The sequence below is a fragment of the Candidatus Dadabacteria bacterium genome, assembly GCA_026708565.1.
GTDB lineage: Bacteria > Desulfobacterota_D > UBA1144 > Nemesobacterales > Mycalebacteriaceae > Mycalebacterium.
In genome coordinates this window covers 19416-31074 of sequence record JAPOUR010000053.1, presented here as the reverse complement: position 1 = coordinate 31074, position 11659 = coordinate 19416, and the positions used below count along the sequence as shown (strand labels likewise).

Below are 11659 nucleotides of genomic sequence, written 5' to 3'. Positions count from 1 at the left end.
AAGACCGCCCCCTCCCCCGCATTCTTGACAGGCGCGGCGGCGGATATACAATTCCCCGTGCTTCTACGCCATGCGACCCGCCCTATTACTGCCGCTTATCGTCATTGCGCTTTTCGCGTCTGAGGCGCGTTCAATTACGGACACCGCCCAGTTGAGAACCATAGGCATAAAAGAAAAGTCCGGAGCGCAAGTTCCGCGAGACATTTCACTTACCGACCACCGGGGGCGCAAGGAAACCACAGGCCGGTTTTTTGACGGCAAAAAGCCCTCGCTTCTCCATCTGGTTTTTTACACCTGCCCGCACAACTGCCGCTTTGGAATGCAGTTTCTCACCGAAACGGCAAACACCCTTGCAAGCGGCGCGGCGCCCCTCAAAGCGGGCGATGACTACACAATTCTGACCGTAAGTTTTGACCTGTCGGACACAACGGAGATCGCGGCGCAAAAGGCGGCGGAAAATTACGCCATTCTCTCCGGCGGACAGGATGAGGAGGGAATGCGCTTTTTCATCTCGGACGCAAGCGGCGTCAAACGGCTGACCGAAGCGGTCGGGTATTCATTCAGGAAAGAAGGCGAGGGGTTTGACCATCAGTCCGCGCTGATAGTTCTGACTCCCGAAGGCAAGGTGGCGCGATACCTTTACGGAATACAGCACGACCCGAAAGACGTGCGGCTCGCCCTCCTTGAGGCGGCGGACGGGAAGATAGGCGGCGGCGGGGTCATTAACAAAGTGCTTCTTTTCTGTTATAAATTTGACCCCGTGGGCGGGAAATATGCCCTTAGGGCTCTTTTCTTGGTAAAAGTTTCCGGAGCGGTTACACTACTTGCCCTAACCGCTTTTCTCTATAGGATGTGGAGAAACAAAACAAAGTCGGAGGGTGATTAGTCAATAAATGAACAACTGGCTTCCGGTGGCCGCGTCGGAGATTGCATCCAAAGTGGACGGCGTTCTGATAGCGGTAACCGTTATCTCATTCATATTTTTTATCATAGTGTCGGTGGCGCTTGTTGTGCTGGCGGTGAAATACCGGCGGCGCGGGCCCGGCGAAAGCACGCCGCCCATCACGGGCAACGAAACGCTTGAGATAATCTGGACGGTAATCCCCTCCATTATTCTGGTGGCGATATTCATTCACGGCCTCGTGGTGTTCAACGAACTGAGAAGACCCCCCTCCGAGGCGTTTGAGGTTAATGTGGTCGCCCGGCAGTGGCTCTGGGAGTTTGAATACCCGGACGGCAGAAAAACCGTCAATGAACTCAATGTCCGGCAGAACATGCCCGTCAAAATGATAATGAGGTCGGCGGAGGGAGATGTTCTGCACAGTTTCTTCATACCCGCATTCAGGGTAAAGCAGGACATTCTGCCCGGAAGGTTCACTCAACTGTGGTTCACGCCCACCAAGGTGGGAAGTTTCATAATCTTCTGCGCCGAATACTGCGGGTCGGGGCACTCGCAAATGCTGGGCCGCGTCAATGTGATGAGCCCCGAAGCATTCGCCCGCTGGGAGGGCAAAGGCTCAAGCGGCGAAGTGGCGGGGGGCGCGCTGTCGTCTCTTCCGTCAAACAAAAGGGGCGAGAAACTTTACTCCAACAGGGGCTGCAACGCCTGCCACAGCATAGACGGAAGCGACGGAATCGCGCCCACTTTCAAGGGGCTTTTCGGCAGGATGGAAAAACTGACGGACGGCTCTGAAGTGCGGGCGGACGAGAACTACATCATAGAGTCAATTTACGAGCCGCAGGTAAAGATGGTCGCCGGATACCAGCCGGTTATGCCCTCTTTCAAGGGCATACTCTCCGAGGCCGAGGTGTCGGATATAATTGAGTACGTAAAGACTCTGGAATGACGGAGAGGAGGAAAAATCACAATGTCTGAAAACGGCGGCTCACACACGGTTCCCTATTTCGCGCACGGCGGAACGGGGCTCTGGCAGTGGCTTACAACAACCGACCACAAACGCATCGGGCTTATGTATCTGGTGAGTCTGCTGTTCTTCTTCATATTCGCGGGCGTGGCGGCGCTCCTTATGCGTTATGAACTCGCCACTCCGGAAAGCGATGTGTTTTCTCCGCACACCTACAATGTTCTGTTCACGCTTCACGGCTCGGTGATGGTGTTTTTCTTCATCGTGCCGGGCATAGCGGCGTCTTTCGGCAACTTTCTGATACCGCTGATGATAGGGGCGCGGGATGTGGCGTTCCCGAAACTGAACATAGCGAGTTACTGGATATACCTTGCCGGAACGGCGGTTCTGCTTTACGCGCTCCTCGGAGACACGGTTGACACCGGCTGGACGTTTTACGCGCCATACAGCGTGGAGTCCGGCACGAACGTCATACTGATAACGGCGGGAATCTTCGTGCTGGGATTTTCATCAATCCTGACGGGGCTGAACTTCATCGTTACCATCCACAAAATGAGAGCGCCCGGAATGAACTGGGGGCGGCTGCCGCTGTTTATATGGGCGTCCTACGCGACATCAATTCTCCAGTTGCTTGCGACCCCGGTGGTCGGCATAACCCTGCTGCTTCTGATTGCCGAGAGAACGCTTGACATCGGTTTCTTTGACCCCGCCAAGGGCGGAGACCCCATTCTTTTGCAGAACTTCTTCTGGTTCTACTCGCACCCGGCGGTTTACATTATGATCATTCCGGGAATGGGCATTATCTCGGAAATCCTTCCCACATTCTCCCGCAAGCCCATATTCGGCTACAAGGCGATAGCGTTTTCCAGTTTCGGAATAGCCGTCATCAGTTTCCTCGTGTGGATGCACCACATGTTTGTAAGCGGCATATCCGTGCTTGCGGCGCAGGTGTTTTCATTCATAACCATGCTGGTCGCCATACCGACCGCGATAAAGGTGTTCAACTGGCTGGCGACCCTTTACAAGGGCTCAATACTGCTTGCGTCTCCGATGCTTTACGCCCTGTCATTCATCTTCCTGTTCACTGTCGGCGGGCTTACCGGGGTGTTTCTCGGCGCTCTTGCGGCGGACGTTCACCTTCACGACACCTACTTTGTGGTGGGGCACATGCACTATGTGATGTTCGGCGGCACGGTTATGGCGTTTTTCGGGGGGCTTCACTACTGGTTTACCAAGATGTTCGGCAGAGACTTCAACGAGCCGGTGGCAAAACTGGCTTGGCTGCTGGTGTTTGTCGGCTTCAACCTGACCTTTTTCATACAGCACATAATGGGAACTCAGGGAATGCCCCGCAGATATGCGAGTTATCCCGATGAGTTTCTCTACGGGCATCTGATTTCCACCTACGGCTCATGGGTGCTTGCCGTGGGAATCGCTCTGATGTTCGCAAACCTGCTTTACTGCGCTTTCAAGGGGAGCAAGGCGGGGAACAACCCGTATGACTCCCTGTCTCCGGAGTGGGACACGGTGTCTCCGCCGCCGCACGGGAACTTTGATGAAATCCCGGTCTTTACGGACTGGACCTACGGATACGGGGATAAGGGGGAGAAGAAGTAAATGTCCACAACCCACGCGCATGACCTTGACCCGGCAACGGAATACCAGTCGTCAAAACTGGGAATGTGGCTGTTTCTGGGAACGGAAGTCCTTCTGTTCGGCGGGCTTTTTGCCGCCTACGCGCTTTTCAGGGCAAAGTTTCCCGTCCTGTTTCACGAGAGCAGTCTGGAATTAAACGTCCCGCTCGGCGCGATAAACACGGTGGTTCTGATTTTCAGCAGTCTGACAATGGCGCTTGCGGTCGCCGCGTCAAAGCGCGGGGACACGAGAAAACTGCTCATCTTTCTTGCGGTAACAATTCTGTGCGCGTTTGTGTTCGGCATAAACAAATACTTTGAATACGGCGCGAAGTTCAGCCACCACATTTACCCCGACACCAACATATTTTTCGCCCTTTACTTTCTGATGACGGGACTGCACATGATCCATGTGTTTGTGGGAATACTGCTTCTCGGAGCGATGTTCTTCATAGCGCGGCGGGGTGTTTTCACGGCGGAATACAACACGCCGATTGAACTCACGGGTCTTTACTGGCATCTGGTTGACCTGATCTGGATATACCTTTTCCCGCTTTTGTATCTGATAGGGTGACGGAGGAAACTTAAAGTGGCAACACAGGAAAACGCAAAACACGATGACCATTCGCACGGGGCGCGGCAGTATATCGCCGTGTGGGGCGCGCTTATGGCGCTTACCGTGCTGACAGTATGGAGCGCGGGCAAAGACCTCGGCGGCTTTTTGAACATCACCGTGGCGATGGTAATCGCGTCCGTAAAGGCGGGGATTGTGGCGCTTTACTTTATGCATCTGAAGTTTGAAGACAAACTGACCTGGATATACGCCATATATCCGCTGCTTCTTCTGCTGCTCCTCATAGGGTTTACCCTGATGGAGACTTTCTCGCGCATTCCCGCGGTGGACTGACCCATGCTGGCAAAGTCCGCCGTTATCTCCCTTGTGATTCTTCTGGTGTGGGGCAATGTGGTTGCGGGCCTGAAAGTGGGGCTTGCCTGCCCGGACTGGCCGCTGTGCCACGGCGAGGTCATACCGCCGCTCCGGTGGGACATATACGCGGAGTTTCTGCACCGCGTTATCGGCGCGGTTGTTTCCGTCCTTATTGTGTGGCTTTCCGTCCGGCGGATGCGGACATACACCGGCGCGGCAAAGGCGGTTCCCTATCTGACGATTTTTCTGCTCGCCGCTCAAATCCTGCTCGGCGGGGCGGTGGTTCTGCTGAAGATACCGACCGACCTCACGACTGTTCATTTTGCAAACGGCGTCCTTATCTTCTGCCTCACTTTGTATATGGGACGTTTTGAGAGCGGCGCGGGGCTGAAAACATCAGGGGTCGCCGGGGTCTGGTTCGCCCTTGCCGCGCTGGTGTTCGCGCAGTCGGTCTTGGGGGCTTTTGTGCGCCATTCCCATGCGGGTCTCGCGTGCGGTCCCGACTTTCCCAAGTGCCTCGGCCAGTGGATTCCGTCCGGGCTTTCGGGCGTTGTTCTCTACCATTTTTCCCACAGGATTTTAGGATACGCGGTCGCGCTGATGGCGGTTGGAATGGCGGTTTTCCCCGGCACGCGCGGGCGGAGCGCCAACATAATCCTCATCTCGGTCGCGGTTCAAATTCTGATAGGTGTCGGGATGATACATTCGGGTCTTCAGTTCGCGGCAACCGCGCTTCACCTATTGGTCGCCCTGCACATACTGTCATTCGGCCTGTTGAGGTGGTTTGAAAGCGGCTCAGGCGGGGCGCGCCCGCAATGAGCGGCAAAAGCGCCGGACGGGTTGTTGTTTCGGCGGTGATACTGTCAAAGCCGGGAATCATCCTGAGCGTGGTGTTCACCGGACTTGCGGGAATGGTTCTCGCGCAAAGGGGGCTGCCGCCTTTTGAGACGGCTCTCGCCGGTTGCCTGACCCTGATGGTGAGCGCGGCGGGGTCGGCGATTTTCAACAACTTTCTGGACAGAAAGTCGGACAAAATGATGGACCGGCTCAGCGCGAGGGTTCGGGCGCTTGAGTCTGTCGGGGAGAGGAACGCCGCGATTGTCTCGTGCCTTATGATGGCCGGGGCGACCGTTGCCGCGGCGGTCTGGATAAACATTCTGAACGCGGCATTAATCGCGCTTGCCGCATTGAGTTACACTGTTTTCTACACCATTTTTCTCAAGCGGGCGTCTCCGTTCGGGACTGTTCTCGGCGGCATTCCCGGCGCGCTTCCCGTCCTGATAGGCTACACGGCGGTGCGCCCTGATATTGGCGTGGACGCCGTTCTGCTTTTTGCCTTCATGATGCTGTGGCAGCCGCCCCACTTCTGGGCGCTGGCGCAGAAATACAGCAATGAATACGAAAAGGCGGGAATAGCCGTCCTGCCGGTCGCATTCGGCGAAAAATACACAAACATTCTGATTGCCCTTTACTCAATCTCGCTTATTCCCCTGACCCTCGCATTCTGGCTTGAGGGAATCACGTCCGAGTATTTCGCCGCCGTTGCCCTCGCCCTCGGCGTTTATTTCAACATAGCCGTAGCCCGCTGCGCGATTAAAGGCGGCGGCTATGAGGCCGCCTTTGGCGCGTCAATCATTTACATGCTGATGATAATGGCGTCGCTCATGATTGACATTGTGATAAAAGAGCGTGAAGTCAACGAGTTGATGAAACTTGTTTGACGGGGTTGTATTGTTTCTCTCATTTGATATAGTATGAGTGTATCAAATGAAGGAGGGGTGAAGAATGGCAACGGGAAAGCACAAAGACATCTGGTATGAGACCGGAATTCCCAGACAGGAGGCTGAACTGCACGAGTGTCTGGAAGCGGGGTTTCCGTATCAGGTTTACAACAAACTTGCCGACATATCGGGCTTGAGCAAAAAAGAGGTGGCGGAGGCGGCGGCCATTGCCCCGGCAACGCTTGCCCGCCGCTCCAAGGCAAAGAGGTTCAACAGGGACGAGAGCGACCGTCTTTACAGGGTTGCGAGGGTTATGGATGCGGCGACGGGTTTCTTTGGAGGAGACAGGGAAGCCGCAATGGACTGGCTGACGCACCCTGTTCTCGGTCTTGGCGACCGCAGGCCCGTTGACATGCTGAAAACATCGGCGGAGGCTGATTCTGTTGTAGTCCTTATAGAGCGCCTCAAGCACGGTATCATAGTTTGAAGCCCCTGAATGTTTACCGGATTGTAATAGATGAGTATGCGGAGGACGCATTCTCCGGGAAAGGGGCGGAAAAGTTTGGCGGAAGGTGGAACAGCGTAGGGAGTCGGTGTGTCTATACCGCCGGTTCGGAATCTCTTTCAATTCTTGAGATTCTTGTTCAGAGGAAGGGAGTTGCCGTTGAGGGCTACACGTTGTTTCAACTGCCCTTGAATGAAACCGATATTGAGCGTTTTGACACCGGGCGACTGCCTAAAACCTGGCGGGATTACCCCGGATCAGAGGAGACAAAAGAGATTGGCGACAGGTGGCTTACGAAAAGCCGGAAACTTGCCCTCGCCCTGCCGAGCGCGGTTGTTCCGAGGGAAAGCATCTATCTGCTGAACCCCGCGCACAAGGGATTTAAGCGGGTGGCAGGGAAGGCAAAGCCGCTTAAGTTTGAGTTTGATTCGCGGTTGGTTTAGGGAGCAAATTCAATGGTTTCAGTATCAAGTTCCGTACTGCAATCACGGCAATAAAGTTGCTCCAAAATCATTAGGATTGATTTATGAATTGCTCTCTATTAAAACGGCGGAAACATCAATATCAAGTCCTTCACCGCACTCCTCGCAACATAGATATTCCGGACCGCAATTTGCAGCCTCCGTGCGGACAAAAATCAACTTGTCGCCTTCGCCGCGAAAAACATCAAGAGCGTCCGCCGGAGCGACAAAGTGATTATTTCCACACGCCTTGCACGAATACTTTTCATCTGCCGTCATAATTCAATCCCTCCAGCAATTAGCCTCGGCGCTGTGACTTTTTTCAACTTCTTCAAAACTTACAAATTTTACACGGTTACGAATTTCTCGAAAAGAAGTCAGATCTTTTTTGTCTTGAAATTCCTTCACCCTCCATTCAGGGGCGACAATTTTGAATTGAGTATAAAAATCTTGCAACTCATTGAACTTAATCAAAGAACGATTCATATCAGTGGATAATTCAATCTCAAACATTGTGTTTGGCATTTGACGTTCATTAAACCAAATGACATCTACTGTTTTTGCCTGTCTCATCAGGCACGGATAGCCGAAGTTGTGACTACCAGACTGGGGAAGAGTCGTCCAATCACAAATATCAACAAGCGGCTTTCCCAGAAACAGACGATTTTTGTCCTGCGATGGAACAAAGGTTTTATATTTCTTCAAACTGCCAATTTCCACCAGCAACCCCTGATAGTGGGAATGCGTATATTTTGCAATGTTCGGGGGAATTTCACCTTGTTGAGGTAATTTATACCGCGCGTCCAGTTCCGCCGCTCGCCTTTGAACGCAATACAACCCCGGCTTGATTTTGTGAAAAACCTCTGGATTTTCCTGAACAATACGGCGAATGGTCGCCTCAGGAGTTTTTGTTTTCCATTGAGCCGTTTTTGCAGGAATCGTCTGCCTGTATAGTTGCAGAAGAGTCGCCACTCCACCCAACTCCTCAAGCGAATCTAAAACTTGCCTCCATTGCGGCATCTTATTTTTAGCCACCTCTCTTCCCCCTCATCCCTTCTTCTGCACCGGCTTGGCGGGAACTAACTTTGCGGGCGGCTGAACTCCGGACTGCTGCTTAAACCACATCTTCCCTCCGTCATCGGCGATAAATTTTGATGAAAGAGTCCTCTCAAAAATCAAAGTCATCAAATGGTATGCCGTCATAACGGCGGTTTGAAGTTCCTGCGTATCCTCAAGCATTTCAACCCGGACGCCAAGTTCCCTTAACTTTTCCGCCCCTATCCTCTGCCCGTGAACATGAATCGTGCCGCCGGCGGTATCCTCGGCGTTAAAATACGCCGCAATGCCGTTAACCGTTTTCTCCCGCAACGCCTCATCCTCCATATCCTTGAACATCCTCCGCTTCATCCACCGGACCACCAACTCCCTGCTGTAGGACAACGCCTTTTCCGCCTCCATGGCAAGCGAAGGTCCCATATTCTGCAAAATGGGAGCCCAAAGGTGTCCCATGCCGGTATTTTTCTCAATATCCTCTCTCGCCTGATTAAACCCCTCACGAATTGCCCTTGCGGAATACGCCTTGCCGCCGGTGGACAACTGGGGGTCAATGGGGCCGAGCTGGCTCTGCCTGCCAAGCGCCAGAAGGTCGCTTGCCAGACTTATCATTGTGCCGCCGGACATTGCCAGATAGGGAACTATCACCTCAATGCGGCTGAAGTTGCCGTGCAAATACTCAACTATGCTCTCAACCGCATTCGGGTCTCCTCCGGGAGTGTGCAGGATTAAAGTAAGCCCCTTGTCGGTTTTCATCCCGTGAAGAGCGTTCATAAAGCCGTTGATATCCTCCCGGCTGATGTTCACCCCCGAACCGGCGGCATTTTTCTGCAAAAATGCGGAAGCGTAAAAAATAACAGTCGCGCCGCCCCGAAGATTTGACACATTCGCCAACTCTTTGGAAAGGCGTTTGTTAAGCCAGTTCGGGTCTTTTTTGAGAGCGCCCCCTTGAAGGCAGTTTATGAGTTCACTGAGAGAAGCCATGTTATTTCACCTGAAAAGAGTCGGGAGGCTGATGTCCCGTCATTTTCCTCAATTCTTTCAACATAACAGTCAATTCACGAATCTCGCCGAGATACAGATACTGCTTATACAACTCCCTCGCTTCCTCAAGCGTTTTCAGCCAGTCATCCGAACTCTTTTTGCGCCCGTTCATTTCCCTTTCAAATACTCCACATAGCCCTCTTTTTCCAGTTTTTCAAACTTCTTCCGGACATCTTCGGCGAGTGATTTTTTGAACTCAACAATCTTTTCCCTGACCTTCCCGTCTTTCACGCCGAGTATCTCCGCCGCGAGAATTCCGGCGTTTCTGCCGCCGTCAACCGCCACTGTGGCAACCGGAACGCCCGCGGGCATCTGCATTATTGACAGAACCGAATCCACGCCGTCAATGGAGCCGCGCGAGTTTATCGGCACGCCGATTACGGGAAGCGGCGATATTGACGCCACCATTCCGGGCAGGTGCGCCGCCCCTCCCGCTCCCGCAATGATGACCTCTATTCCCCTTGTGTGCGCCTTTTTGGCAAAATCAAAAAGCCGTTCGGGAGTCCTGTGGGCGCTCACTATCGTAACCTCCGCCGGAATTTCCATCCCGCCCAGAAAGTCCGCCGCCTCCCTCATAACTTTCAGGTCGGAATCCGACCCCATAATAACGCTTACAACCGGCTCGCTCATAATGACACCACCTTCAAAGTTTGTTTGATGAAACGCGCTTTTTCAAAGGCTTCATCCAAATCTTCATCCGTAACGGTAACATGCCCCATCTTGCGGAACGGCTTTGTGCGCCGCTTGCCGTAAATGTGGAAACCCGCCCCCTTCACCTTCATACACTCTTCCAGCCCGTCATAAACCGCCTCCCCCTCGTGCCCCGGCTCTCCGAGGATGTTTACCATAACGGACGCTGTTTTACGCCTTGTGCTTCCAAGCGGCATGCCTAAAACCGCACGGAGGCACTGCTCGTATTGGGAGGTTTCGCACGCCTCTATCGTGTGGTGGCCGCTGTTGTGCGGGCGCGGGGCGCACTCATTGACCAGAACATCACCGCTTTTTGTAAGGAACATCTCAATCGCCATTATTCCGCGCAGATTCCAGAGTTTCGCAATACGGACGGCAAGTTCTTCCGCCTCTTTGAGCGCGCGCGGGTCAACCCCGCGAACCGGACAGGCGACATACTCCACAAGGTTCGCCCTGTCATTGAACACCATTTCAACCGGCGGGAAGCACTCGGTCTTGTCATACGCATTTCGCGCAATGATGACCGAAATCTCCTTCTCTATGTCAATGAACTCCTCAACTATGGCTTCGCCTTCAAGAAGCCCGTCAAGGTCGGAGTCCGAGCGGACAATAAACACCCCGCGCCCGTCATAACCGCCCCTGCACAGTTTATGAACAAAGGGACAACTTAAATCGCCGGAGCGGACGGCGGCTTTTATCTCTGCGGAAGACTTAAACACAGTTCCCAAAGAGCCCTTCGCGGGAGCGCAGGGGATTTGGTTGTCCCGGAGAAACTGCTTCTGAGACCCTTTGTCCTGTATGCAGGAGATGATTTCAGCGGAGGGACAGACACTCAAACCCCGTTTCCCAAGTTCCCTCAGCGCGTCCGTGTTCACATGCTCTATCTCTATCGTGAGAACGTCAAGACCCCCGCCGAACTTCATCACATCATCGTAATTGCTGAAATCGCCCTGAACAAACTCCGCGCAAAACTTTGCCGCCGGGCAGTCCTCAGACGGGTCAAGAACCCGTGTATGCAGATTCCAGTTGCCCGCCGCAAGGCACAGCATCTTGCCGAGCTGCCCCCCGCCCAAAATGCCGAGTTTTGTTTGTATCCCTTTTGCCATTTACTCCAAAACGCCCTCAAGTTCCTCCGGGCGGCCTATGACATGACGCGCTCCGGAGCGCACCAGTTCATCCCTGCCCCGAAACCCCCACAGCGCGCCCACGGGAAGCATTCCGGCGGCGACCGCGGTTTCCATATCCACGGCGGAATCGCCGACAAGCGCCGTTTTGTCCGCCGCAACGCCCATTCTTCTGCAAACGCCCTCCGCGCCCGCCGGGTCGGGCTTTCTCGGCGTGCGCTCGCTGTGCCCCACTATCTCGGCAAAATCCCAGCGGGAAAGCAGACTGACCGCTATTTTTGAGGTCATCTCGTGCGGCTTGTTGGAAAGCACCGCCAGTTTAACGCCCCTGCCCGACAACGAACAGAGCAGTTTGTCCATCCCGTCATACAGTTTTGTGCGCACATCAAATGCCTCCCTGTAGGATGCCATAAACCCCTCAAGGCACGCAGACACATCGGCGGGGGAGGCATCCGGGGGAAGCGCCTTTTTTATCATCTCCTCCGCGCCGCCGCCGATAAAAAACTTGTATTCGTCAACATCCCGACCGGCAAAACCGAGGGCGAGAAGAGACGAGTTCGCCGCCGCCGCTATGTCCGCCACGGAGTCAACAAGCGTCCCGTCAAGGTCAAAAATTACCGCCTCGTATTTCACC

16 protein-coding genes are annotated in these 11659 nt (G+C 54.0%); 9 read left to right on the top strand and 7 right to left on the bottom strand.

Annotation, left to right across the window (positions count from 1 at the left end; genetic code table 11):
* The first annotated feature begins 70 nt into the window (after positions 1-70).
* The 9 genes from OXF42_06665 (at position 71) to OXF42_06625 (ending at position 7096) form a co-directional block, all read left to right on the top strand.
* Positions 71-886, top strand: coding sequence for an SCO family protein (locus OXF42_06665; GenBank protein MCY4047765.1), 816 nt, complete (start codon positions 71-73; stop codon positions 884-886).
* Positions 887-893: 7 nt separating this feature from the next.
* The gene (coxB, locus tag OXF42_06660) at positions 894-1847 is read left to right on the top strand and encodes a cytochrome c oxidase subunit II (protein MCY4047764.1); all 954 of its coding nucleotides are present in this window, start codon (positions 894-896) and stop codon (positions 1845-1847) included.
* Positions 1848-1868: 21 nt separating this feature from the next.
* Positions 1869-3482, top strand: a complete 1614-nt coding sequence (ctaD, locus tag OXF42_06655) for a cytochrome c oxidase subunit I (protein ID MCY4047763.1) — start codon at positions 1869-1871, stop codon at positions 3480-3482.
* Positions 3483-4073, top strand: coding sequence for a cytochrome c oxidase subunit 3 family protein (locus tag OXF42_06650; protein MCY4047762.1), 591 nt, complete (start codon positions 3483-3485; stop codon positions 4071-4073).
* A gap of 15 nt (positions 4074-4088) precedes the next feature.
* Complete coding sequence (locus OXF42_06645) at positions 4089-4406, top strand: cytochrome C oxidase subunit IV family protein (protein MCY4047761.1); 318 nt, start codon at positions 4089-4091, stop codon at positions 4404-4406.
* Positions 4407-4409: 3 nt separating this feature from the next.
* Positions 4410-5246, top strand: coding sequence for a COX15/CtaA family protein (locus OXF42_06640; protein ID MCY4047760.1), 837 nt, complete (start codon positions 4410-4412; stop codon positions 5244-5246).
* Positions 5243-6148 (top strand): heme o synthase, encoded by a 906-nt coding sequence (gene cyoE / locus OXF42_06635; protein ID MCY4047759.1) that lies wholly within the window; start codon positions 5243-5245, stop codon positions 6146-6148. Before OXF42_06640 ends, cyoE begins: the two co-directional genes overlap by 4 nt.
* A 64-nt stretch (positions 6149-6212) precedes the next feature.
* The gene (locus OXF42_06630) at positions 6213-6635 is read left to right on the top strand and encodes a DUF2384 domain-containing protein (GenBank protein ID MCY4047758.1); all 423 of its coding nucleotides are present in this window, start codon (positions 6213-6215) and stop codon (positions 6633-6635) included.
* Positions 6632-7096: an RES family NAD+ phosphorylase gene (locus tag OXF42_06625; protein ID MCY4047757.1), complete on the top strand. Its 465-nt coding sequence runs from the start codon at positions 6632-6634 to the stop codon at positions 7094-7096. The genes OXF42_06630 and OXF42_06625 overlap by 4 nt, the downstream gene beginning before the upstream one ends.
* Positions 7097-7177: 81 nt before the next feature.
* On the opposite strand, the gene OXF42_06620 is transcribed toward OXF42_06625, so the two are convergent.
* From OXF42_06620 to OXF42_06590, 7 genes are read right to left on the bottom strand one after another with little or no spacing between them, the layout of a single operon-like run.
* A complete protein-coding gene (locus OXF42_06620) occupies positions 7178-7393 on the bottom strand; it encodes a hypothetical protein (GenBank protein MCY4047756.1) in 216 nt (71 codons plus the stop codon).
* A 3-nt stretch (positions 7394-7396) separates the two neighbouring features.
* On the bottom strand, positions 7397-8149 hold the full coding sequence (locus tag OXF42_06615; protein MCY4047755.1) for a hypothetical protein: 753 nt from the start codon (positions 8147-8149) through the stop codon (positions 7397-7399).
* A gap of 12 nt (positions 8150-8161) precedes the next feature.
* The gene (locus OXF42_06610) at positions 8162-9151 is read right to left on the bottom strand and encodes a hypothetical protein (protein ID MCY4047754.1); all 990 of its coding nucleotides are present in this window, start codon (positions 9149-9151) and stop codon (positions 8162-8164) included.
* A 1-nt stretch (position 9152) separates the two neighbouring features.
* Complete coding sequence (locus OXF42_06605; GenBank protein ID MCY4047753.1) at positions 9153-9323, bottom strand: hypothetical protein; 171 nt, start codon at positions 9321-9323, stop codon at positions 9153-9155.
* Positions 9320-9841, bottom strand: a complete 522-nt coding sequence (gene purE / locus OXF42_06600) for a 5-(carboxyamino)imidazole ribonucleotide mutase (protein ID MCY4047752.1) — start codon at positions 9839-9841, stop codon at positions 9320-9322. Before purE ends, OXF42_06605 begins: the two co-directional genes overlap by 4 nt.
* Positions 9838-11007: a 5-(carboxyamino)imidazole ribonucleotide synthase gene (locus OXF42_06595; GenBank protein MCY4047751.1), complete on the bottom strand. Its 1170-nt coding sequence runs from the start codon at positions 11005-11007 to the stop codon at positions 9838-9840. Before OXF42_06595 ends, purE begins: the two co-directional genes overlap by 4 nt.
* Complete coding sequence (locus OXF42_06590; protein ID MCY4047750.1) at positions 11008-11658, bottom strand: HAD family hydrolase; 651 nt, start codon at positions 11656-11658, stop codon at positions 11008-11010.
* Position 11659: the final 1 nt, after the last annotated feature.